At 53.3% G+C, this 23,645-nt stretch carries 18 protein-coding genes; 4 read left to right on the forward strand and 14 right to left on the reverse strand.

The annotated features are described in order from the left end of the window. Genes M0651_RS11060 through M0651_RS11070 form a run of 3 tightly spaced genes read right to left on the reverse strand, consistent with a single transcriptional unit; the run spans position 1 to position 5,301 of the window. Complete coding sequence (locus M0651_RS11060) at positions 1-2,235, reverse strand: DEAD/DEAH box helicase (protein ID WP_248551806.1); 2,235 nt, start codon at positions 2,233-2,235, stop codon at positions 1-3. Then, on the reverse strand, positions 2,232-3,578 hold the full coding sequence (locus tag M0651_RS11065; protein WP_248551807.1) for an ATP-binding protein: 1,347 nt from the start codon (positions 3,576-3,578) through the stop codon (positions 2,232-2,234). Before M0651_RS11065 ends, M0651_RS11060 begins: the two co-directional genes overlap by 4 nt. 52 nt (positions 3,579-3,630) lie before the next feature. Beyond that, on the reverse strand, positions 3,631-5,301 hold the full coding sequence (locus M0651_RS11070; protein WP_248551808.1) for a TerB N-terminal domain-containing protein: 1,671 nt from the start codon (positions 5,299-5,301) through the stop codon (positions 3,631-3,633). Between the two features lie 125 nt (positions 5,302-5,426). On the opposite strand from M0651_RS11070, the gene M0651_RS11075 reads away from it, so the two are divergent. Beyond that, positions 5,427-6,137, forward strand: a complete 711-nt coding sequence (locus M0651_RS11075) for a M50 family metallopeptidase (protein WP_248551809.1) — start codon at positions 5,427-5,429, stop codon at positions 6,135-6,137. Between the two features lie 8 nt (positions 6,138-6,145). Here M0651_RS11075 and M0651_RS11080 read toward each other — a convergent pair whose 3' ends face one another. After that, complete coding sequence (locus tag M0651_RS11080) at positions 6,146-6,781, reverse strand: YgaN family protein (RefSeq protein WP_248551810.1); 636 nt, start codon at positions 6,779-6,781, stop codon at positions 6,146-6,148. An 8-nt stretch (positions 6,782-6,789) separates the two neighbouring features. Continuing rightward, positions 6,790-7,608: a VOC family protein gene (locus tag M0651_RS11085; protein WP_248551811.1), complete on the reverse strand. Its 819-nt coding sequence runs from the start codon at positions 7,606-7,608 to the stop codon at positions 6,790-6,792. A gap of 217 nt (positions 7,609-7,825) precedes the next feature. Between M0651_RS11085 and M0651_RS11090 the strand changes: the two genes are divergently transcribed. Together M0651_RS11090 and murI are read left to right on the forward strand one after the other, a co-directional pair. After that, a complete protein-coding gene (locus M0651_RS11090) occupies positions 7,826-8,524 on the forward strand; it encodes an HD domain-containing protein (protein WP_248551870.1) in 699 nt (232 codons plus the stop codon). Next, positions 8,505-9,284, forward strand: a complete 780-nt coding sequence (gene murI, locus M0651_RS11095) for a glutamate racemase (RefSeq protein WP_248551812.1) — start codon at positions 8,505-8,507, stop codon at positions 9,282-9,284. Before M0651_RS11090 ends, murI begins: the two co-directional genes overlap by 20 nt. 87 nt (positions 9,285-9,371) lie before the next feature. Here the strand turns inward: murI and M0651_RS11100 are convergent, their stop codons facing one another. The 5 genes from M0651_RS11100 to M0651_RS11120 form a co-directional block, all read right to left on the reverse strand. Further along, positions 9,372-9,917 (reverse strand): GNAT family N-acetyltransferase, encoded by a 546-nt coding sequence (locus tag M0651_RS11100; RefSeq protein ID WP_248551813.1) that lies wholly within the window; start codon positions 9,915-9,917, stop codon positions 9,372-9,374. A 20-nt stretch (positions 9,918-9,937) separates the two neighbouring features. Beyond that, entirely contained in the window at positions 9,938-10,693 is a 756-nt protein-coding gene (locus tag M0651_RS11105) for a DUF3891 family protein (RefSeq protein ID WP_248551814.1), read from the reverse strand. A gap of 34 nt (positions 10,694-10,727) precedes the next feature. After that, positions 10,728-11,300: a hypothetical protein gene (locus tag M0651_RS11110; RefSeq protein WP_248551815.1), complete on the reverse strand. Its 573-nt coding sequence runs from the start codon at positions 11,298-11,300 to the stop codon at positions 10,728-10,730. Positions 11,301-11,564: 264 nt separating this feature from the next. After that, positions 11,565-12,407, reverse strand: coding sequence for a Gfo/Idh/MocA family protein (locus M0651_RS11115; protein WP_248551816.1), 843 nt, complete (start codon positions 12,405-12,407; stop codon positions 11,565-11,567). Next, positions 12,404-13,465, reverse strand: a complete 1,062-nt coding sequence (locus M0651_RS11120) for a Gfo/Idh/MocA family protein (RefSeq protein ID WP_248551817.1) — start codon at positions 13,463-13,465, stop codon at positions 12,404-12,406. The genes M0651_RS11115 and M0651_RS11120 overlap by 4 nt, the downstream gene beginning before the upstream one ends. Positions 13,466-13,695: 230 nt before the next feature. On the opposite strand from M0651_RS11120, the gene M0651_RS11125 reads away from it, so the two are divergent. Next, positions 13,696-15,273 (forward strand): FAD-dependent oxidoreductase, encoded by a 1,578-nt coding sequence (locus tag M0651_RS11125; protein WP_248551818.1) that lies wholly within the window; start codon positions 13,696-13,698, stop codon positions 15,271-15,273. 71 nt (positions 15,274-15,344) lie between these two features. Here M0651_RS11125 and M0651_RS11130 read toward each other — a convergent pair whose 3' ends face one another. The 4 genes from M0651_RS11130 to M0651_RS11145 all read right to left on the reverse strand — a co-directional run bounded on the left by M0651_RS11130 (position 15,345) and on the right by M0651_RS11145 (position 23,630). Further along, on the reverse strand, positions 15,345-20,060 hold the full coding sequence (locus tag M0651_RS11130; protein WP_248551819.1) for an S-layer homology domain-containing protein: 4,716 nt from the start codon (positions 20,058-20,060) through the stop codon (positions 15,345-15,347). Positions 20,061-20,091: 31 nt separating this feature from the next. Further along, on the reverse strand, positions 20,092-21,624 hold the full coding sequence (locus M0651_RS11135; RefSeq protein WP_248551820.1) for an extracellular solute-binding protein: 1,533 nt from the start codon (positions 21,622-21,624) through the stop codon (positions 20,092-20,094). A gap of 95 nt (positions 21,625-21,719) precedes the next feature. Beyond that, positions 21,720-22,637 carry a carbohydrate ABC transporter permease gene (locus tag M0651_RS11140; RefSeq protein WP_248551821.1) on the reverse strand — a complete coding sequence of 306 codons (918 nt, stop codon included), beginning with the start codon at positions 22,635-22,637 and terminating at the stop codon, positions 21,720-21,722. Between the two features lie 18 nt (positions 22,638-22,655). Continuing rightward, entirely contained in the window at positions 22,656-23,630 is a 975-nt protein-coding gene (locus M0651_RS11145) for an ABC transporter permease (protein ID WP_248551822.1), read from the reverse strand. Between the last annotated feature and the right edge of the window lie 15 nt (positions 23,631-23,645).

Here is a 23,645-nt window from a genome sequence, read left to right on the forward strand (position 1 = left end):
CTACTCATCAGAACTACTCGATCCGAGTGGATTTTCACTTGGCTTTCCCGCAGCCTCCAGAGCCTCAGCTAAACCTGTTATGTCCAGTCCGTCTGCGGCAAAAGCTCGCCGCACCAGCTCAGGCGGCATAAATTCATCGTATTTGCCCAGATAAGGAGCCTCCGATGCCGCCAGCAGCGCCTCCGGATGGTCGACGGATGCGAGTTCCGCCTGGATGGCGGATAGTAGTTCCTTGGCGCCCGCTCTCCCCGCCACAACCATATAATAGGGTTCCATCGGCACCACCTGACGCAACCCCATCGGGTCCGTCAGATTATGCTTCAGCAAGCGCTCCAGTGTGCGGAATTGCTTACTCCCTGCCCAAGGCAAAATAAACAGCGAGTCGCCGCCCGCCGGAATTACCGGGCTGTTCAATAGCCCGCTTTCCCGGGCTAACCGGCGCGCCCGCTCCAAGCGGTTGGCTGCACCCGGGGCGAGGTACGGGTACAACGTATGCTCCTCCAATACTTGGCGCATTTTCTGCATGACCCGGGTATGGACATCTCCCCCGGCGCCAAGCCAAAGCGTATCCACCTTCCCGCGGGAGGATTTCACGTACACCGCTTTATGCTTGCTGTCCACTTCCTCTACCTTCCACAGCTTCCCGGCCAGCGAGAAGCAATATCCAGGCGGCGGCACGGTGGTGATGCTGCCGATTTCCTCGGAGCCGTTGTAAACGACATGCTCCTCATCGTCCTTAAAGACGGCGTAGAAGCGGAAGTTGTTCACCACCTTCTCCCCGCCAAGTCCGATGATCAGCGTGCCCTCTTCGGTCTGCTGGATGTGGTCGGTCTGCAGCAAATACTGCAGCATCCCCTTGTACTCCTCGGGCTCGACACCGCGAAACGCCGGCAACGTTAACACGGCCCGAGCCAAATCGGCCGGTTCCGCTTCACCGATGCTCTTGAGCGTGCTCATCGTCTGATGGTATAACACGCCTATCGGCTTCTTGCGCAGAGCCACGGGTTCTACCCAGCGCTCACGGACGTATAGCTCGATGACGGCGATGGCCCGCAGCAGCATCCATGGCATCCGGGCAGGCAATTGGGCGTCCTCGTCCTCTTCCTCCGCACAGAGGAACATCATCTCCGACGCCTGATCGCCGCGCCGGCCGGAGCGGCCCAGCCGCTGCACGAAGCTGGAGCAGCTGTATGGCGCGCCAAGCTGGATGACCCGCTCGAGCTCGCCGAGGTCAATGCCGAGCTCCAGCGTCACTGTCGCTGCGGCGACCGCCGGGCCGGGGCCGGAGCGAAGCGCGGCCTCGGTCTCCTCGCGCAGCATCGCGGAGATGCTGCCGTGATGGATATGAAATACGTCGCGCTCCTCCCGTTTGGCGGCAATCCGGCGCAGCTCCAGCGTAGTCAGCTCGGCGTCGGTGCGGCTGTTGGTGAAGACGAGCGCTTTTTTTCGATGGGTGTTGTCATAGATGAAGTTGTAATAGTTCTGCTTAGCCAGCTCCAGATGCTCCGCTTCTCGTTCGTCCCGGGCATCCGGGAAGGAGAAGTGCTCGACTGACAGCTTCAGCTTACGCCCGCCTTGCGGAGAGACCACCTCCACCGGCTGCGGCGTCCCCGCCCCTAGCCAACGAGCGGCAATATCGTAATCGCCAAGCGTAGCCGACAAGCCGATTCGCCTTGGCGAGCAGGAAGCCATACGCTCTAATCGGGTCAACTGGCTGATCACCTGAATGCCCCGGTCCGCTCCCATGAACGCGTGTACTTCATCGATCATGATGTATCGCAGATCATGGAACAATGCGGGGATCGCATTCGGGCGGTTCATCAGCAGCCCTTCCAACGATTCGGGCGTAATTTGCAGAACGCCGCAGGGGCGCTGCATCAGCTTCGTCTTCTCCGCTTGCGCCACATCGCCGTGCCAATGCCAGACGGGCACTTCCCCGTCCCGCAGCAGCTCATTGATCCGCTCGAACTGATCGTTAATCAACGCCTTCAGCGGTCCGATGTAAAGAATGCCGACGGATTCCGAAGGCCGATGATAGAGCTCTGTAAGCGCAGGGAAAAAGGCCGCCTCCGTCTTCCCCGACGCGGTCCCCGACGCGATCAGGAGGTGATTGGGCGTGTCGAACAACACCCGGCAGGCTTCTACCTGGGCATCGCGCAGCGAATCCCATTTTTTGCGGTATATGTATTCCTGAATGAACGGCGCTAACCGGGAGAACGAATTTGCCCCGCTCATAGCTCAAACTCCGCCAAGAAATCGTCCAACTCGTCGGTGCCGCCCTTGTTCTTGGAACCCTGATTCCCGGATGCCGCATACTCCTGCTCCCGTTCGCCCATCAGCTCCTCGAAAGACAAAGACGGCTGCTGATGCAGCAGGTGCAGCACATCCATGAAATCGCGCACAACCTCACGTGTCGTGAGCAGCTCCTCGGCTCCTAACCGATTCACCGCCGCCTGCATGAAAGCGATCAACTGCTCATCGGTCAGACGTACGTCGTACCCAAAATGCAACGCGTGAATTTCGCGCAGCTTCTGCAGCAACAGCAGGATCTCCTCATGCGACAGCATGTCCAACTTCAGGATCGGCGAGGTGTACGAACGCCGTGTCCCGCTGCTGTATCGTCCGTCCATAAGCCGCGTACGAAGCGCGTCGTAGCTGAACAGCCCGCGTCGTTCATCCTCGACGAACTGCGGTGTCCCGCCCAAATAGATACCCAGGTATTGTGCCTTTCCCTGCATCGTGTCATTAAACATCGTCAGCAGCTTCTCGTAATTGCTTTGGCGGGAGACGCTGTTCGTGATTTTGTACAGGTTCACACCTTCGTCGATAAAGAGCAGCAGCCCGCGATACCCGATGCGCACCGCAAACTCCGCCCATAACTTCATGTAGTCATACCAATTGTCGTCATCGATGATGACGCCGACGCCCAGCTCCTGGCGTGCTTCCGTTTTGGTCGGAACCTCGCCGCGCAGCCAGCGCAGGGCGGCTGCTTTCCGGTCATCATCACCAAGCTTGTACCCCGACCAGTAGGCGGCCAGTACCTTGGCGAAGTCAAATCCATGCACCAGGCTCTGCATCTCGTTCGTCACCGCATAAATCCGCAGCTCGACCGCATCATGCAGCTGCGGATCGCCGGGCCGGAGGCCGCTGGCCTGCATCTGCTCTTGTTGGAGGGCAGCGATCCACTTCTGCAGCATCGTCTCCAGCGCGCCGCCGTCCGGCCGCGTCCGGGTCGACAAATGCATCATCAACTCCCGGTAGGTCGCCAAGCCCTGCCCTTTCGTGCCCACCAACCGGCGCTCCGGCGACAGATCCGCATCGGCTACCACAAAGTCGCGGTCCATGGCATAGTTGCGAATCATCTGAAGCAGGAAGCTCTTGCCGCTCCCATAACGACCGGAAATGAGGCGAAAAGCCGCCCCGCCCTCCGCAATATTGTCCATGTCCTGCAGGATCGACGCTACCTCCGGTTTACGCCCGACTGCGATATGCTCTAGTCCTACCCGCGGTACAACTCCGGCCGTCAAGGAATTGACGAGCGCTGTGGTCAACCGCTTCGGGATTTGCACCTGTTTCATCCTAAGTCACCTCATCATTTGAAAACTTTTCCTCTATGTGATCGGTGCTGGCTTAGCATTGTGTTATTAGCCACTTACCAAGCTCCACACGGTAATCCTCCAAGATTTCGTCCCCCTCGACCAAGAGATCCCCGATCCGCTCCATCGCGAGCTCGTTGATTTCATCGACCAGCAGTTCAGGCATAGATCCAGCTTGCTCGGCGATCATTTGGCGTTCTGCAGCACTCTGCCCCTGGAACAAAGCGGCCAGCATCTGCGCCTGGGGCGCGGTAAGGCTCGCGAACAGCTCCTGCCATTCCGCCGGCAGGTTTGCCACACCCTCTCCCTCAGTTTCAATGGTCTCGCGCCGTTCCTCGATCGGAGGCAGAGGAACCTCTTCTGGCACCTGTTCATACCCCCGCTCAAAATCAAAAGCCGGCTGCAGCGGTTCGATAACTGATATCCCCTGAGGGCTTGCAGCCCTCTCTGGCGGCAGGCCCGGCGCTTCCGGCGCAAACGCCAGCGTTAGCTCTTCGCTGAGCAGCATGTCCCGCACTTCGTCGGATTCTTGCTGCAGCTTGCGTAATTTGGCGGTGTTGATTTTCACCTTAGGGATCCGGGCTTTCACTTCTTCCGCCTTGCGACGATCGAATTCCTTGCTCAGGTATCGGTCGACCAACTGTTCAATCTCTGGCCCCAGTTTGATTCCTCGAAGCTTGCCCTTATAACCCATCCGCTCACGCAATTTATTCTCCGTCAGGCGAACGAGCTGGGTCAGGAACGCGCGAAGCGGCGGATGCCCGCTATAAGGCAAAATGGAGACCGGCTTAGTTCGTCCGTACAGATCATGGTCGTACACGGCGCTGCGGAACAGGAAACGGGATACTCTCTGTTCCATCGGCTTATGCAGCTCCAGAATACGGCTTCCCTTGTTCCTTAAGAGATAACCGTCCACCAAAGAGACAACCTTCGGCACATAGTTCCGCAGTTCCTTACGCCCTTGCTCCAAATAAAAACGGCTTTTCTCCACATCATAATCAGTCAGCGTAAGGAGCAGCTCCCAGCTCACTTCCAGCGGATCCGCCGTGAGCCTTCTTCGCCATTCCAGCTCCTTCAGCTCCATCGACAAATTGCGTGGAAGCTTGGCCATCGGCTCCGCTGGCGGCATCTCTAAATCAAACACTAAAGCCAGATCATATAACCATTCCCGCACATAAAGGTCCAGTTTGGGATAACGCTGCCGATACCCTTGCCAGACCCGTTCCATTAACGTGTATCCCTCGGCAGGTTCAGACCAACCGACCCCATGAATTAACTCGTACAAGTAGATGAATAGGTACGACAGGTCGGTATCCGGATACTGTCCGGAGCGGACTTCACTCCGCCAGTATAAATACCATTTCAGCTGCCGTGGCTGCATTTCATCATATGTCGGCCAATACGTCTGAAAAGGGACAAACTCCGCCATTCCCTCTACAGCCGTCTCCAGCTCCTTTGCTTTCTGGACGAACAGCTGCTCCCGCGAAACATAACGAAAGTCCTGACGCCAATCCACCTCACGGTCCCACGGGTCCGGCGCAACAACTCGGCTCACAGGTTCCGCCTTGCCGTTCGCCTGCTTTGTGGCGTCTTCCAATTCCAATTCGGCAAATGTCAAACGAGGTTCCGTTCCTGACAGCTGCTCTTGATCTCTATGTAAATGTTGGCCGAAAAAGCCGCGATTATCGCCCGTTCCATCCTTCATCGTCCCAAAACCTCCGTCACGACCCGTATACCATCGAACCGAAAATTTGTTCGCCTTTTGAATACTATTTTGCCCTCCCTTATAATGAAAAGCAACAGCAAGTTGCCAGGGAGGGCGAAAGTTTGATGAATAAATGGCTGAAGGCCTTATTATTTCTGATCGGGGCGGCCGTTTTGACCCGATTGATCCCATTCTCCGATTGGTTCCGCATGCTAGATACGATGGTTCATGAGTTAGGCCATGCCATCGTCACCTTGTTTGCGTCAGGACAGGTGCTCCGCATTGAATTACACCCTGATCACAGCGGCGTTACCTATTCGGTACTAGCTTCTGGTTGGAGCCAATTGGCGGTGTCCTTGGCCGGTTATATCTCTGCTTCGCTGTTTGCAATAGCGATGTTCTTCGGTTATTCTCGGCAAAATCAAGCTGCTGGCCTTGTCCTCATCAGTATCTTGGCTTTGGCATCGTTGCTGTTGTTTGTACGATCGGGATACGGCCGGGGGTGGTTGATCCTGTTTGTGCTGATCAATGGGGCGTTTTTCTTGCTTGGAGGGCGTATTCGCAATTTCTATTACTTGCTGCTGGCGTTCTTATGCCTGGAGGAGTCGGTGATGGGGCCCGTTACGTTGCTGCTGAATTCCATCGTTTCCCCCAGCCAAGCAGGTGACGCGACCAATCTGGCCCAGCTTACGGGAGTTTCCCCTCTAGTATGGTCATTGATCTTTCTAGGTATCTCATTGATTTGCGCCTTATCCGCGCTGCAATTGTATTGGAATGATCGCAGGCGGAGTCGGGAGAAGAAAAGAATGAGCGGGTCAAGCTCGATAAGCCCTTAAAATCGGCCTCATTGGTCCTTGATGATCGTACATCTCAGCACATGGACATCTTGATTCTCACGAATCATTGCATCGACATCGTCGCTGGATTCTACATGGTCCTTCCCTTTATTTCTCACGATTACACCCAAAACAGTCGTTTCATTAGGGTTTACGGTAGTAGGCTGCATGGTGTGGATCATCATACTATCAAAATCGCCTTTGGGAATTTCGAATCTTGAGCTGGTTACATTTCCTCTCTTCCTGTAAGCAAGTGTCCATCCTTCGTCCCCCTCATTCATGCCAGGGGTCGTTAAATAAAGCCTGAATGGGTTGTCCTGGGCCTGATCAAGTAACGTTTCCAGCCCAAGCACGGATCCTTTGCTTTCACCGTTCACGTATTGATCGATCCAAACATGCACCCGGTCAACTTGGATCTCTCCTGGGTTCACATCAAATACCATCGAATTACCGACACCCGCCGCTTTAAGAACGGCATACTCCTCGTCCTCCATCGGCAAGGTCTGGATGGAAATCCCGTTGATCTCCTGCTTCGGTGAATGATTATCTAGGTCAACCGTCTCTGAACGAATCCCTTCACAACCCGAGAGGACTAAGGCTGTAACTAGAAGACAAGCCAGGATGGGATAAAAATGTCTTCTCATTATGCACCTCACATACTGCTGATGTTAAATCGATTTCCATCCGGATCATAGAAATGAAAACTGACCAACCCTTGAGTCAGAAAGCCGCCGATCCCGGAGGTTTCGATCCCGCGTTGTTTTAAATATTGATGATATTTGAAAAAGTCCTGACGTTCCCGAACCCAACATACTGGCTGGACCTGTCCGTCCACTTTACCCACATAGGCATCGCTGCTTTTTTGTTCAAGCACCCAAAGCGACTTCTCCTCCGAATGATTTAGCTGGAGCTCCATGACCGCGAAGCCTTGGGATGGTTGGTGTTCGACGCACTTCATCCCCAAATGCTGTCCGTACCACTGAACGGACTCATTTAACCGGCTGACCCCCAGCCTGACCCAGGAAGGCGCCAATTCGGAGGAAGGCAGCGACCGATCCTCTTGAAGCGTTAACCGGATCCCCTCGGCGGTAGCCCAAACATCGAAGTACCTGGTTTTGGGGCCCGAATATACGGCAGATACCCGTATTCCATCGGTTACAAAAGCGCGCCGCAAGCGATCCAATTCCCGAGTCCGAAAACACAATCGAAGATCGGGATCCACGGTCCCACGTTCGGCATAATGATGGGGAAGCCGAGTTCCCGTAAGATATGTAACCAACCAGGTTCCGAAGTCCATCTGCGTCATTTTGCCCTCTGAACAACGGGGATCGACCTTCCAGTTTTCTTGCCGCAGCACCTTCCAGCCGAAATACTTCTCAAACCAATCTACGACCTGATCATGATTATCCCACAACACATCCATTGTTTGACCGTCAAAATAAAGCTCGGGGATCTCCTTGCCCGTTGCCATAGGGGAACCTCCTCATAAACACCTGTTTTCAACCCTATTATCGCTGAACACGTCCGAATGATAAAGGAAAATATTTGCAAGAAGCGCCGCTTCCATCTGAAACTTTTGTTCATATAATGCGACTGGATATAACAAAACAAGTTTAAAGAATGCCGATTTTGAGGTAAGATGGTATTCGATGTTTCTATGAGCTAGGGATTGGAAAGGAACGATGGCGATGGATCGGCAGCAGCAAATCATTAAACAAGCCGAACAATTCGTGCAAGAAGTGCACAGCGGTGATGGGAGCGGGCACGACTGGTGGCATATCCACCGCGTTCGGAATACGGCCCTTGCCATTGCTCGCAAGGAGCAGGCGGATGTATTTGTATGCGAGCTTGCGGCTTTGCTGCACGACGTGGCGGACGAGAAGCTGAATCCGTCCAAGGAAGCCGGGTTATTGCGTGTCCGCAGCTGGCTGGATGAACATGTGAGCGATTTGTCCGTTATCCAAGAAGTCATGGAGATCATCTCCACGATGTCTTATAATGGCGGCAAAAATCCTCCAATGTCTACGCTCGCGGGACAAATCGTGCAGGATGCGGATCGGCTTGATGCCATCGGCGCGATCGGGATAGCCCGAACGTTTGCTTTTGGCGGATCCAGAGGCAGATCCATGCATGAACCTGGCCAAGATTTCTCGGATTATGACTATCGCAGCCGCGGAAAAACGACGATCTATCATTTCTACGAAAAGCTGCTCAAACTGAAAGATTTGATGAATACCCGGCATGCCCAAAAGCTGGCCGAATCGCGGCATGAATATATGCTGCGTTATTTGGAGCAATTTTACCGGGAATGGGATGCTACCGATGAACATCAGGATGAACAAACCACAACAAATTCAGGTGATATGAGTGAGAATCGCATTTTTTGATTCAGGCATCGGCGGCTTAACCGTGTTAACGGAGGCCATGAAGAGGCTGCCGAAGGAAGATTTTCTTTATTTTGCCGATACGCTCCACGTGCCTTACGGGACCAAGACGCTGCCCGAAGTGAAGCGATACGTTCAAGAATCGGTCAGTGTCATCATGCAGAATGACATAAAAGCTTTGGTTGTTGCCTGCAATACTGCAACTAGTGCCGCCATTGAAGAACTACGGCGCATGTACCCTATTCCAATCATCGGCATGGAGCCGGCCGTCAAACCGGCCGTCAAACGAAGCCAAGCTGCCGGCAAACGAGTGCTGGTATTTGCGACCTCGTTGACATTAAGCCTATCCAAATATACCGACCTGGTGGCCCGGGTGGACGACCACAAGGTGGTGGATTCCATGCCGCTGCCGGAGCTGGTGCAATATTGCGAACAGCTGCAGTTCGATCGGGAAGAGATCGAGCGTTATTTCAGCCGCAAGCTTTCCGGTATTGATCTTGGGCAATACAGCACCATCGTACTTGGCTGCACGCATTTTCCTTATTACAAGAGAATTTTGCAGCAAATTGTGCCGCCCCATATCGAGCTGATTGACGGCAGTCACGGTACAGTTGAGCGGTTGTGCACGCTGATTGGCAGTTCATCCCTTTCCACTCAGGGGTATATGGGACAAATCGAGTTCAGATGCTCGGACGAAAATCCGGCTTATCTGGACAAAATGGCGCGAGCACTCGATTACCTGCAAACGCAATATGCACGATAAAAGAAGATGCTGCTGATGTAAAAGTCGTGTCCAGACGAGGAGTCGCTCGGGACAGGGCTTTTTTTTCGCGGAGATATAGGGATCGGTTTACTCCATCTCCTCATTTAATATCACCATATGAATATGATCTTCCCATTTCCCGTTGATCTTTAAATACTTTCTGGATGTCCCCTCATTCTGAAAACCCAGCTTCTGGACCACGCGAAGCGAGGCCTGATTTCTTGGCATGATGTTCGCTTCAATCCGATGCAAGCGTAAATTCTTGAACGCATGGTTCACCACCGCTTCGACGGCTTCGGTCATCAATCCTTTTCCTTGTTCCTGCTCATCGATCTTATAGCCCAAATGACAGGATTGGAACACGCCTCTGACGATATTGCTCAAAGCCACCGCCCCAATGATTCTACCGTCAAGGAATAACCAAAATTTACAGAGCGATCCTTCTTGGTTCTTAGCCGCCTCGTCCCGCAGCAATTCCTGTTGAACCGAGGAAGTGTAGAAGTCCTCCGTTCTTAGCGGTTCCCACTCCTCAAGATGGGTTTTATTCCGAACGGCAAACGCCAAGACCTGATCCGCATAGGTCTCATCGATCATTTGGAGCGTCATGCGTTTCGTAGTGATTTCCTTCGTCATAAATGCCCTCACTTTTCTACTTATCCATTTAATAATGAAATTTCTAGATTCACACATTCACTTCCTTTATAAGCTTCACTGAATCCTAGGGTTTCGATCTTTCTCTTCGAGACCTGCCTCACCGGTAGCGTTGTCGTTAGTTCCTTGGCCAAAATAGGCGGGGTTAACCGGATTTCTCTAGCATTGCCCCACCTGGCTTCACAACGCTCCCCTAGTAACGTAGCTTCAAAGCCTTCCCTAAACCAAGGATGTTCCTCTTCTTTGGAAACGCCGGGTTCATTCAGGCAAACGTAAAGTGAGATGTCGTCACATAGCTGCAGCAGCATGAAATGCCTGTGGATAACCTCTTGAGGAACGCTTAGTTTCTCGGTGATCCGTTGCTGCCTTGCTAGCTCGTGCTGATAGAACCGAGAACTCACCTCGTCTAGCGAATCCCTAATGTGCATAAACGAAGCGTAGTGGAGACTGCACAGCAAAGCTGCGTATTCATTCATCGCCTCAACCTCGTCGAGGCCTTGCTGGTATTTTTCAATTTTCGGGGCTAACGGGTAGTCCATGAAGGAGTAAGGCGCCTGGCTCTCCGCATTCCAAATTGGCGAGGCATCCAGCGGGATCCAGCCCCGGTCATGCTGATCTATGGCTAGCAAAGCACTTGATAGATACTCGTCATCCAGAAATAACTCCTTCTCCAAATGGCTGGCGATTTCACCCGCCAAGCGCGCATGGTCATGCTGGGTGATCAACACAAATTCCCGATCCGTCTCTCGAATAATCACGGTACCACCGCCTTTTTCGTTATGTATCTATCCTTTATTCCGATATCTGGGTACTGATGATCCGATGATCCGCTTCTGCTGTCAGCTTAAACTTTGTTCCCTGCTCTTCAGGAAGAAATTGATACCAGAGCCGGACATTCCGATCCCCCGTTGCCTTAATAGACGCAGTAAAGCTCTCCTTTGTCGCATAGCTATAAACCTGGATCGAATCAATTTGCGGGTTTCGGATCACGCCAAATAGAAACGGCGATGGAAAATCATATTTTGTTCCTTTTGTTGATGAAAAATATTGATCCGTCCAGTAACTGTCGGGATCTTTGTCATGGATTGAAGGCAAAGTGTGCCCCCCTCCATATCCCCATTTCCACCCAAGTAACGGCGTTTTTTGGACGTATTCTGCATTGATCGTTTGTCCGTTTTGGAGATCACGAAGAATGAACAGAATTTTGCCACGATCCGTCTCGGCCTCGTATAAGAGATGCCCCTTCATCTCATACCTAACCTTTTCGACCGCCTCAATCGGAGTAGACGAGTATTGGTTACCGATGTAGATGTAGCCGAACCCCAACGCACCTAAAATCAATGCAAGAATAGTTAGCTTTTTCATAGATCCTCCAGGAAGTGACCTCTTGCTTCATTATAACGGAACCTAGAGCCGTTATTTGAACATTTCCCGCTCATTTCCCATGCTAACGGAACCATAAGCCGCTATTCGGCTAAAAATGGAGCTGCTGGGGCCTATTTCGACCCAATAAGGTCTCCTCGTTCCGCTAGAGTTCACAGTCTCGTGTTTACAGCCAATTAAGGTCCCTCAGTTCCGTAAACACTCGACCCACCTTCCTGCGAAGGTGGGTCGAGTTCAACAAGATGATTAGAAAGACGGCAACTCCACCCAAACCCCGGGCGTTTCCGCCGCTTTCATTCCATACTCGATCACGGCGATCACGGCTACGGTTTCCGCAGGATCGACCACAGGCTGGCCGGTTTCGAAGAACGTCACCATATTCCGGATGAACGGCTCGAAAAAATTGGAAACCGCAGACGCCTGCGTAAAGCTTCCGTTGCCGTATTTGATACCCAGCGTAAAAGGGCAGTTGTCCCCCAAGTGGTGGATCGTAGCGCGGCAGCCTTCCCCGAAATCGATGAGAAGAGCGGGCGAATCCGCCGTTCCGGTATACATTACGCGCTGCGGATCCGCTCCCATCAGGCTCACGATGGGCTCGATTTGGTGGATCGAATAGTTGTCAAAAGCGCCGGGCCCCCAGCTGCTGATCGTTTGGATCCCTGCCGGGTCGATCGCCGCAAATTCGCTGGCAAAGCGGAGCGCGGACGTCGAATACATCGGCGTACCGTGCCTCGCGGCCAGTTCGAATAGGCGAACCGCTGTTTCCCGATCGGGTGCGAACGTCTTATCGATGTACGTCGGTTTGCCCGACTGCAGAGGAAGCTGAGACAACTCCTCGTGGAACTCCGGATTGTCGGGAGATAACACAATCAAGTAATCGCTCCGCTCGACGACGTCTTGGATGGTCGGCAACAATTCGATCCCAATCTCCTTGCACCAGGCTTCGTTCGTGCGTCCGTTTTCCTTGTCTCTTTTCCCATATGCACACGTCACCTTCATGGCACCAGACGTAGCCTGCTCAATCCACCCGGGATATTTGTTGGCGTGGAACTGGTCGAGGTGAAGGTCGATAAATCCGATATTTTTCATGGGATCGCGATTTCCTCCCCCTCGTTAGACGAATCATAAATGGCCTGGATCATCTGGGAGGACAGGATGACCGTGTCGATGTGGGAGGACTGCTTCTCTCCCGTCTCGATACACTCCAGGAACCCGTCAATTTCCTGTTGATACATATTGTTAGAGGTGAATTTCGGTGTCATTTCGGTCAAAGCGCCGTCTGTCGCCGTATAGAAGGTAAAATCTCCGCCGTAGTTCAACCGGATGCCGCCCTTATCGCCCAAGAAGTCGATAAACATTTCCTCGACTCCGATGTTTTGGGCCCAAGCTCCGTTTAAGGAGATCGTGGGGCCTTCGGTGCGGATCAGCGCGGTCACGAAATCGTCGACATCATAGGTGCCGGTATAATCCGGCGGTCCAGCCCACATTTTGAGGTAAGTATAGTTCGCCATATCTTTCCCCAGCTTGGAGTAAGCCTGCCCGGTGACGGTTTTGGGTTTCGGATCGCCCGCGCAATACATGACGATGTCGAGGAAATGAACCCCCCAATCGATCAACGCGCCGCCGCCGGCAATGGCCTTCGTGGTAAAAGCACCGCCCAAGCCTGGAATCGATCGGTGTGAACGGAAGCTGGCATAGACATGATACAACTCGCCAAGCTCGCCGTTTTGGATCATTTTTTTGATGCGATTCACGCTTTCGTTATACCGGTTGACTACACCGATATTCAGAATTTTGCCCGTCTCATGCTGGACCTGCTGCATCTCCAGGGCTTCCGCATAAGTGCGGGCTGCCGGTTTTTCGCACAGGACATGCTTGCCTGCCCGCAGGCAAGCGATGGCGATGGAGGCGTGGGAAGCATTTGGCGTACAGATGGATACCGCATCGACCTCTGGATCTTCAACGATCTGCCGGTAATTCGTGATGGCCTGGCCGCATTCGTATTTAACGACGGCCGCCTCCGCCCGATCCATCAGAATGTCGCAAAAATACTTGATATTCACATGCTTGTGAGCTAAGTAGGACGGGATATGAGCGTGGTTCGCAATCGTGCCGCAGCCAATCACGGCAATGGTTACTTGGTTCATCGGCTTACCTCCTACAACGTGAAATAGTCGCTTCAAGAAAGTCTATGATGATTCCTAGCATACCAGATCCATCTTGAATTGAGATGAGGTCGAGAGCGAATGCGCATCAGATTACCATAAAAGGTCACCCGCCTCCCGTACCGTTCTCCGGCCGAACCCTCTACAATGAATGCAATCATGGCATTCTTACGCCTAACTTATAAATCCAAATCAAAAGGAGAAACCATGCGATGAAACGCGAAATGCAGGCCGATATCGTGATTCTCGGGGGCGGGACCGGAGGAACCGCGGCGGCCCTGGCCGCCGCGGCTTCGGGCAAAACCGTCATCATGACGGAGGAGACGCTCTGGATCGGCGGGCAACTGACCAGCCAGGCCGTTCCGCCCGATGAGCACCCCTGGATTGAGCATTTTGGTTGTACGAGAACGTACCGGAATTTCCGCGAAGGCGTCCGCCAATATTATCGCGAGCATTTTCCGATGACGTCGACGGCAAGGAACTTGCCCGGGCTCAATCCCGGCGGCGGCATCGTCAGCCGGATCAGTCATGATCCGCGCGTCGGCTTAGCCGTGCTGCAGCAGATGCTGGCTCCGTACATTCACAGCGGAAGGTTAACGATTCTGTACGGCTACCGCATCCAAAAAGCCGAAACCGCCGGGGACTTGGTGAGCAGCGTTACGGTGCGTCATCTCGGCACCGGGGATAAGCTCGTGCTGCAGGCCCCGTTTTTTATCGATGCTACCGAGCTTGGCGAGTTGCTTCCGTTGGCTGGCATCGAATACGTGACCGGTGCGGAATCCAAAACGCAGACCGATGAACCCCATGCGGTGGATGGAGACCCCGCGCCTCAGGACATCCAGGGCTTTACTTATTGCTTCGCCGTCGATTATACGGAGCAGGAGGAGCATCTCATTGACAAGCCCAAGATGTATGATTTCTGGCGGCAATATCGAGCGGATTTCTGGCCCGATCAACTGTTAAGCTTAACCGGTGTGAGGCCTTCCACGAATGAGCCGGTTGAGTATGAAATTTTCCCGGGTCACGGTGGTAAATTCCCGTTGTTCCAATACCGGCAGATCCTCGAACCCGCCCATTTTGACAACCGCTACGGATTTCGTCCGCTTTCTCTGGTCAACTGGCCGCAGAATGACTATTGGCTGGGCTCCATCATCGACGTCCCGGAGGAGGAAGCCGCGCGTCATCTACACCAGGCCAAACAGCTGAGCTTGTCGCTATTGTATTGGCTGCAAACCGAAGCCCCAAGGCCGGACGGCGGTCTAGGTTATCCGGGTTTGCGTCTGCGCCGCGACGTCGTCGGGACGGAGGACGGACTCGCCATGGCTCCTTATATCCGCGAGTCAAGACGAATTCAAGCCGAGTTTACGGTTCTGGAGCAGCATGTCGCTACGGCCTCCCGGCCGGACGGGGTGGCCGAATGGTTCCCGGATTCCGTTGGAGTCGGCTGTTACCGCATCGATCTGCATCCGAGCACAGGCAACCGGCCGTATATCGACATTTCCTCCTTGCCTTTTCAAATCCCGCTGGGCAGCTTGATCCCGAAACGGGTCAAAAACGTGCTGGCTGCGGGCAAAAACATCGGGGTCACCCATATCACAAACGGCTGCTACCGGCTTCACCCCGTGGAATGGAATATCGGCGAAGCGGCAGGGTATTGCGCCAGCTTCTGTTTGGACCGTAACCTCTTTCCTACCGACGTACGCAATCATGAAGAGACCTTATCCGATTATCAACAGCGACTCCTCAATCAAGGGATTGAATTGCAATGGCCGAAGCTGCGTCCGGTTTGATTCTGTAAAAGGTAATGCCAGCCCGCGGATGTAACCATCCGCGGGCTGGCATTTTTCAATTTCAAGCACTCTTATGGATTGATTAGCCCCGCCAGCCGCAGCATTCGGGCGAGAACCGCCGCCGCTTCCGCACGGGTTGAAGAGGCTTCGGGAGCGAACAGTTCTGACCCGCGTCCCTTCATTAATCCGGAATCCACCACAGTTGCAACAGCTTCTGCCGCCCAAGCCCCAATATGGCTGCGATCCTCGAACCCGGCCAGCATGGAATTCGGAATACCAGGGGCAACCTCTGCACCCGCCAGCTTCAGGGCTCGAACCAACAGCACGCTCATCTGTTCCCGCGTAATTTGCTCGTTCGGACGGAATTCTCCGCCATCAAAACCCTCGATCAATCCGTGTTCCACCGCTGCTGACACCACGTCCGCATACCATGCGCCGGAGCTTACATCCTTGAAGCTGGCCCCATTTCTTTGCACCGATAGTCCAAGAGCACGGACCAGCATCGTGGTAAACTGCGCTCTTGTAATCGGATCGTTTGGACCAAAATGCGAATCTGAGCTGCCCTGGATGACCGTTTTGGAGGCTAACATCACAACTTCATCTGCTGCCCAGTGACCGTTCATGTCCGTAAAGGTCTTCCGGTGCGAAATCGCCGCATACGTGCCGCTTTCCTTCAACCGGAAGGTGATCCGGAACTTACCACCCTCTTCATTGAAGATGGCAGGTACGAACGTATAGCCATTCAGAGAAGGTTCCAGAAGCAGAACCGTCGTTGTATCGGCATCAACGGTTCCTACAAGCGGTGCGGTCGTCAGCTTGGCGTCGGCTCCCTTAAAGGCCGGCAAGGCAGTCAAAACGTTCCCCTGCCCCCAGAAGAGGGAAACTTCCAGCATAGATCCGAGCAGGCTAGCCTGCTTCGGTAACAAACCGTTTAGCCGAGCCTCCTGCCCTTTCTCAGGAATCCCGATGCGAATCAACAAGCGATCCGCCGCCCCCCTCTGATTTAGAGGTTCATTCAACGCCTTCACAGGCAACTCCAACCTTCCTAACGAAGACTCCAGATGGATGACACCATTCGGCAACTCCTTCACTACCGCCTCCAAACCCTGGATGGGGAGATTCAGGGTGATGACATCGGCTGTTTCAATGAAGCTGTATTGCAACTGTTGCGATTGGACCGGCTTCTCACGAAGGCTCTTCACCTCTTCGAGCATCCGTGTCAGATCCGCTTTGACATCAACGAGGTGTTGCCCGTTCCCCGTTGTTTTCTTCTGGATGCTCAACCGTTCCGGCTTCGCAGGTGGGATTGACGCGGACTGCGAACCGCTGCTGCTGCCGGATGAACCGGGTTGGCCGGGATTGGAGCCGCCATCCCCGGTGGACGTGCGAATGATTTGCACCGAATCGCTATTGGTCTTCAGCTCATCCACATATACATCTACCTGCACGAAGTTGATTCCTGTCGTTAAAGGTACGCTTACAGTAAAAGCACCGGTTGCCGATAGGGAAGCTGAGTCTCCGTTCACTTTGACGGTAGGCGTCCCAGGGCCGAGCACCTCGACCATTCCTTCCAGTTGATAATGGCTATCTCGTGTCTCCCGCTGCTCATCGTCCATCAGGCCGCTTAATACGGCTGCACGAACCTGATCGCCCACCTCGTAAGCATTCGCTACGAGCTGCCGGTTTGTTCTTGTCCCCGAAGGGTCGATCGTCGAGATCACGAAGCCGCCAGACGGAATCACGCTATTGTTCTCTTCCGGCGCGCCCCAGCTCCAATTGATCGCTTGCCTCCGGTTCGCAACACGAGTGACGACTCCCGTATGATCCACGACCACCTCAACGCCAAAGTGATTGGTTCCGGTTGTCGTTCCGTAAGCATCCGTCATGACGTTAATGTTGCCCTCTACCCGGTTCACATTGTAGTAATGACCTTCCAGGAACGTATCGGCGCTGTCGGGCAAGCTCATGCCAAGCTGGTAATCCTTCACCCACTCGCGGTCCTGCAGCGCCGCCTTGGCAATCGCCCAGTTGATCTGGGAGGCGTCGAACAGCATCAGCCCGTTGGTCGTTTTCAAGCCCGCTTGGAATACCTCGCGCTGAACGGCAGGGAGCTGTACATTATTTAACGCAATTCCCGCGTACAATGGAATTTCCCCGTTCGTGACGATGTTCCCGAGCGTAATATACTTCTGGATCTCCTGACTGGTCGTCTGATAGGCGCCGATCATCAGAAAATCCAAATATTCAATATATCCGGTATCGTAATACTCCGGCGTATAAATGGATTCCACCGGCAAGCCCAGAGAAGGATGGATCCGGAAATTCTTACTTCCCCAGTTTACCCCGTTGAGATAATACGTCTCATACCAGGATCCCACATAGGAGGACACTTTGATAGTTCTTCCCGTTTGAGCCTCGTAGGAATCCACTAACGATTTGACTTCGCCAAAGAAGCTCTGGATGACGCCCGAACGGAACTCCCACCAGTCCTGAATGAGCTGGCCATCCACTCGGGCATTATTTTCATAATAGAAAATATCATTGGGCCAATGGTTTAACGTCTTGCCGTGCTGGAGCAAAAACTGCTCGAACTTGACCCTAGTCTCCTCGCTGAAATCCGCGCCTTCGTTGTCATACCGCCCGCGGTCGTGAACCACGCCGTCTACGTCATAATTTTTGATGATCTCCTCAAACGTCTTGAGCTGGTATTCGCGCACCTCATCGTTAGCCGGATTGACGAAAGCCACCAACCCTTGCTTCGCACTTTCCCGCAGCCGTTTGATCTCGCCGTTGTTCTCCGCGTAGTGCACGCGTTCCTCCCAATCCAGGTGGTCATTCAGGACGGCGAACTCGTTATAGGCGATCGATCCCTCGGCAAATACGTTGATGGCCGCATGAATTTCCAGCCCCAGAGCGTGGCCATGATCGATAAATTCCTGCAGCAGATCCAAGTCTGGGCTGGCCCCTGCCTTCTCCGGAGCTTGGATTTCGCTGACGTACGGCCTGCCGGTCAAATCGTTTTTCTTGTAAGAGACATACCCTTCAACGCCTTTCACATCAAAAGCGATGGAGGTCACTCCACTATCCTTGGCCTTCTGAAGAAAAGCAAGGACCTGTTCGCTGGTTTGGAACTTTTTCGCGTTTGAGGCCTGATCTACCCACAGAAGCACTTGCTTCTCTTCGGATAAATTATCCCTGGCAAACACCGCAACATCCCGTCGATCCTGTTCAATTCCGTTCTTCAGCACTTTGATTTCGATATAGTTGGTACCTTTCGTTAAGGGATAGGAATAGCTGAAAGCCCCGTTCTCTTCAAAAGGGATCGCGCTCTCATTCACCAGCAACTGGATGGCCGCCGGATTGTCGATGTTCTCGATCGCCCCCGAGATGAGCGTGCTGCTCTCCGTGACTGTGTACATCCGCTGATTGTTCAGCTGGAGCCGGGCGATCAGACCGTTTCCGCTCATCAGGTCCCGAACCGATACAACCTCCCCATTCTTCCGAAGCTTGATCACATCTCCAACCTTGAAATTTTCCGCCAGGAAACGTTTAATGTAATTGCCGGCATAACTGTTATCCTGCGCCATCAGCACGTAACCTTCCTCTGGAATATCAAGAGAAGTGGGCCCGGTCCATACGGGAGGCTGGCCATTGATCGAAGGATTAATTACTTGTAAGACGCGATTGTTGGCATCAACCTGGACCGCGACATTCGTCTGAGGAATCACGAGGGAAGTACCGTAATCTCTCGTAAACAAAGCTACGATATTCGGAACGCCTGTCACATCTTTATCGATGTAATTGATCTGAATCCGCGGCCCATCGATGTCTATCGAGATGTCCTTCGGTGCCGCCTCGACTTCGATATAGTCCTGATTCTCCGAAGGTTCATACGTAATCGTCAGCGTGTTCGTTGCGATCTCCTCCCCAGTCTGGAGCAGCCTGATCGTAACCGCGTTTGCTCCAGGACTTAAGTACACATTCTCGCGAAAAACCCCTTCCGCCGATAGCTCGGCCGGATCCCCGTTCACCATGACGGCAAGCTCCAGCTTCGCGTCGTAGTTCGCCACAAATCCAGCCACTTCGATGACAGGAATGTCCACGAGGGTCTGGTCCTCTGTGAGGATCATCAGCTCCGGAAGCTGTGGTTCCGGGTCAGGATCTGGTTCGGGTTCGGAGGCAGGTGGAGGCTCAGGCGTAGGCTCCGGTTCCGGATCTGGCGATAGTGGAAGAAAATCAGCCGCCGTCACTTCCACTCCCGCTCGCATCAGCTTCACGCGATCCCCGGTATGGTATCGCTCATAAAGCGTCTGCCGATAACTCGACTCCTCCCAAGTGCTGATCCCTCCAGCCAGTACGATATACCCTCCATCCGGAATCAGGAGCATCTGCTCCTCATCCCAGGTTGTCGGGGGATCGTCTAGTGGGCCAACGACCTCCTGCACCAGACCCGCTGCATCCACGGCGACCGCAACATGTCGTTCCGGAACTCGAACTTCAAGGGCGGTATACGCAGCGTCGGTTACAGTGGCTCCGCTTGTGTATAAGGCGAGATAATCGGCCTTTTCCTCGAGCGAAGCTTCCGTCACATTCATATCCGTGAATTCCAGTGAGGTACTACCGTCCTCGGTGACAAACTGCACCGGTTCCCTTTCAACCTCTTCAGCGCTCGATGAGTCCTCCATCCCGGCGGCCGAGGAGATCATCGGCGTGCCGGGCCAGAACAACGCCGCGATCAAAGAGAGGCAAATAAGCCCGGCCATCCGTTTCTGCAACGTACGCTTCATCCGCTTCCCCCTTTCCATTCAAAGAGTGTCTTTACTTCGTGGACTGGAACCACTCGTTCGCCGCAGCGACCATGTCGGCTCCGCCTTCCGCTCTCCATTGCGCCAGGAATGGATCATATTGCTCGATTGGCTTCGCCCCCGAAATGAATTGCAGCACGTTATCATCCAACAACGTCGTTAACTTGAGGAGATTTTTGGACACGGCTTCAATTGGCGGTGCCGTCGACATCGGATCCACGACGATCAAGCCCTCGGCGTTTTTCTGGAAAGCTTCAAAATGCGCCTGAAGCACCGGATCCTTCCGTACGCGAGCCTGCCAGTAGATCGGATACTTCTCTTCGTCGACGCCCGTCATGAAGCTGCTGGCGTTGTTTAATTGATCGTTGAAGATCGGGAGAATCGGATAATATTTGTCGTCCTTCACCTCATAATGAACGCCTTCCTGACCGAGGGCGATGCCTTTGAAGGTCTCCGGCTCCAGCTTTGCGTTCAGAAAATCCATCGCCGCTTCTTTATTCTTAGAGGATTTCAGAATGCCGATATACCAGGTCGTGTTCGCCTTTGCGCCAACAACCGCTTTCCCATCCGGTCCCTTCAGATAAGGGATAATGGACGTCTTGGCTTCGGGGAAGTTTTTCTGGAGCGCAGCGATCGTTGATCCCGCATTCCACCAAGCCAGCTTATACATGGCCGCATTGCCGCCGGAGAACTTCTCGATCGATTCTTGGGCGGTGTTCAACGGGGTTTCGGTATCCAGCAGGCCTTCCTTATACAATTTGCTCATGTAAGCAATGTACTCTTTCATCTCCGGCTGCTCGGCCCGGTGTACCAGCTTACCGTCCACTTCCTTCCAATCGGTGTACACGCCAAACGTCGTGGCAATGTCGCCGTAGATGGAATCCTTGCTCATCGTCAGAGGGATGACGTTTTTCTTTTCTTTGATTGTCTTTAGCACCGTATACAGCTCATCGCGGTTCGTCGGAATGGACAAGCCGAGCTCATCCAGCCAATCCTGTCGGACGACTAGCTCCTCGCCGATGCTCACGCCTGCTCCGGTCTCCGGAATGCCGTAGATCTTCCCGTCGATCGTTGCGCTGGCGAAGGACTCCGGCTTGATCGACTGTTTGATGTAGTTGCCATGAGCCTCCAGAAGCTCATCCATCGGCTCGAGCGCTCCTGCCGAAGCCAGATTATAGAACTGGGCTGCATTCAGCTTGGCGATATCATAGTTTTCTTTGCTGGACACCATTAAGTTCAGTTTCTCATCCGCATTCTCCGCAGGAAGCAATTCATAATCCACATGGAATCCGGTTCTTTCCTCAATGTACTTCGCCACATATTCGGTTTTCGGGTCAAACAACCCGTATTGCATGATCATCCGTAGATCTGGTTTACCCGAGTTATCCCCGCCGTTTGTTCCTTCCGACGATGCATTCGTTGTACCGCCCGAAGGCTCAACCGCAGATGGTTCGGACGTTCCGCCTCCTCCGCCGCATCCGGATAATACCAACGCGAAACTTAGAATGGCGGTAAGCACCGCCGATGTTTTCATCTTAAAAATCATGAATAACCTCCTTAATATGCATTTTGTTATAGGGGGAATCCTGCAAGCGGAGCGCATCACCTCCTTCAGGAGTTGTTATCCTTAATCCAACCGAATCAACCTTTAATCGAACCGACCAGCACGCCTTTGACGAAATATTTTTGCAGGAAAGGATATACGAGCAGAATCGGAATGGTTGCAAGAAGGATCGAAGAGGCTTGAATCGACTGAGGGGTTGTATTAATCGCGGCATCGACGTTATCCTTGAGGAAATCGCCGCTGGATGACACGAGAAGCTCCTTCAAGTAGAGCTGCATCGGCTTGATCGCCGGGTCGCTGATGTAGATCATGGCGGAGAAATAATCGTTCCAGAACGCCACGGCAAAAAATAATCCGATGGTGGCAAGCACCGGCAGCGATAAAGGGAGCATCACCGACGCCAAAATGCGGATATTCCCCGCACCGTCCAGTTTGGCCGATTCCTCCAACTCCTCTGGAAGGCCTTCGAAGTAGTTTTTGATAATCAGCATGTTGTACACGTTCACCATCGCAGGGAGGAATAGAACCGGAAAGGAATTGACCAGGTTCAGGTTCTGCATTAGCAGATAAGTGGGAATTAACCCGCCGCTGAACAACATCGTAAATACGAAGATCAACAGAAGTCCCTTCCTGCCGCGCAGCCGAACCTTTGACAACGGATAAGCCGTCAGTGTCGTCAGGAACAGACTGCAAACTGTCCCAACCACGGTGAGGGCGATGGACACTTTGAGTGAATTCAGGAACATGGAATCTTGGAGCACATATTGATAGGTCTCGAGTTGAAGGCCGACCGGCAGCAAGCCCACCCTTCCGGAAATCACGGCGCTTTCGCTGCTTAGGGACTTGGCGAGCAAATTGACGAAAGGCAGCAGCGTCGTCAGCCCCAACAAGATAAAGAAGATGTAATTGAAAATGGTAAAGCACTTCTCGGAGAACGTGGTTTTCATCGTCCCCCGAGGCGCTGGTAATCCTTCCAAAGCTTGATTAGCTTCCATGCCTTCCCTCTCCCTTCCTTACCAAATCCCGCGCTGCAAATATTTACGGCTGGCTGCGTTCCCGGCGATGACCAGCGTAAAGGAGATGACCGCTTCAAAAAGTCCCACCGCCGTTGAGAAGCTGTAATCCTGACTGCCAAGCCCTCTGCGGTACACATACGTGCCGATGACATCGGATACTTGATAAACCACAGGATTGTACATGACTAAAATTTGTTCGGTCCCGGCCTCCAGTACGCTGCCGAGCCGCAAAATAAACATCAAGACGATAATCGGCGCGATCCCCGGCAACGTAATGTGCCAGAGCTGCTTCCATCTGCCCGCCCCGTCCATTTTCGCCGCTTCATAGAGCATCGGATCAATCGTGGTGAACGCGGCCAGGTAGACAATCGTGCTCCAGCCGGTCTCCTTCCATCCCGCCGAAGTGATCAGCACGCTTCGAAATACGCTGTTATCGAGAAAGAAAGCAATCGGCTCCATCCCCATCCCGGCCAGCGCCTTATTGACGATCCCTCCGTTCGTTGACAACAGATCCATAAATAGTCCGCCAACGATGACCCAGGACAGGAAATGCGGAAGGTAGATCACCGTTTGCACCGTCCGCTTAAAGATCATATTTCGCATCTCATTCAACATGAGAGCGATGACGATGGGTAAAGGGAACAAGATGACGATTTTTAGGAAACTGATGATGACCGTATTCTTGAACACTTGGGCAAAGTCCGGCGATGTAAACAACTTCTCGAAATGCTTCCAGCCGACCCACGGGCTATCCGCAAAACCGCTGAAAATATTGAAATCCTTGAAGGCAATACTTATTCCGTACATCGGCGTATACTTAAACAACAAAATAAACAAGATGCCCGGTACGAGCAGCAAATAGAGATCCCATTCCTTCCAGATGTCGAGCCCCAGCCGGCTCCAATAGCCGCGTTTGGGCTTGGGCTTGATCGTCCTGGCTGATTCGGGCCCTGGCCCGATTTTCAATTGCATCCTCTTGCCCCCTTC

Source organism: Paenibacillus mellifer, from assembly GCF_023195895.1.
GTDB lineage: Bacteria > Bacillota > Bacilli > Paenibacillales > Paenibacillaceae > Fontibacillus > Fontibacillus mellifer.

Coding starts and splice junctions, on each gene's coding strand:
- M0651_RS11060 (WP_248551806.1), bottom strand. CDS start 2,235: ATGAGCGGGGCAAATTCGTTCTCCCGGTTAGCGCCGTTCATTCAGGAA.
- M0651_RS11065 (WP_248551807.1), bottom strand. CDS start 3,578: ATGAAACAGGTGCAAATCCCGAAGCGGTTGACCACAGCGCTCGTCAAT.
- M0651_RS11070 (WP_248551808.1), bottom strand. CDS start 5,301: ATGAAGGATGGAACGGGCGATAATCGCGGCTTTTTCGGCCAACATTTA.
- M0651_RS11075 (WP_248551809.1), top strand. CDS start 5,427: ATGAATAAATGGCTGAAGGCCTTATTATTTCTGATCGGGGCGGCCGTT.
- M0651_RS11080 (WP_248551810.1), bottom strand. CDS start 6,781: ATGAGAAGACATTTTTATCCCATCCTGGCTTGTCTTCTAGTTACAGCC.
- M0651_RS11085 (WP_248551811.1), bottom strand. CDS start 7,608: ATGGCAACGGGCAAGGAGATCCCCGAGCTTTATTTTGACGGTCAAACA.
- M0651_RS11090 (WP_248551870.1), top strand. CDS start 7,826: ATGGATCGGCAGCAGCAAATCATTAAACAAGCCGAACAATTCGTGCAA.
- M0651_RS11100 (WP_248551813.1), bottom strand. CDS start 9,917: ATGACGAAGGAAATCACTACGAAACGCATGACGCTCCAAATGATCGAT.
- M0651_RS11110 (WP_248551815.1), bottom strand. CDS start 11,300: ATGAAAAAGCTAACTATTCTTGCATTGATTTTAGGTGCGTTGGGGTTC.
- M0651_RS11115 (WP_248551816.1), bottom strand. CDS start 12,407: ATGAAAAATATCGGATTTATCGACCTTCACCTCGACCAGTTCCACGCC.
- M0651_RS11120 (WP_248551817.1), bottom strand. CDS start 13,465: ATGAACCAAGTAACCATTGCCGTGATTGGCTGCGGCACGATTGCGAAC.
- M0651_RS11125 (WP_248551818.1), top strand. CDS start 13,696: ATGAAACGCGAAATGCAGGCCGATATCGTGATTCTCGGGGGCGGGACC.
- M0651_RS11130 (WP_248551819.1), bottom strand. CDS start 20,060: ATGAAGCGTACGTTGCAGAAACGGATGGCCGGGCTTATTTGCCTCTCT.
- M0651_RS11135 (WP_248551820.1), bottom strand. CDS start 21,624: ATGATTTTTAAGATGAAAACATCGGCGGTGCTTACCGCCATTCTAAGT.
- M0651_RS11140 (WP_248551821.1), bottom strand. CDS start 22,637: ATGGAAGCTAATCAAGCTTTGGAAGGATTACCAGCGCCTCGGGGGACG.
- M0651_RS11145 (WP_248551822.1), bottom strand. CDS start 23,630: ATGCAATTGAAAATCGGGCCAGGGCCCGAATCAGCCAGGACGATCAAG.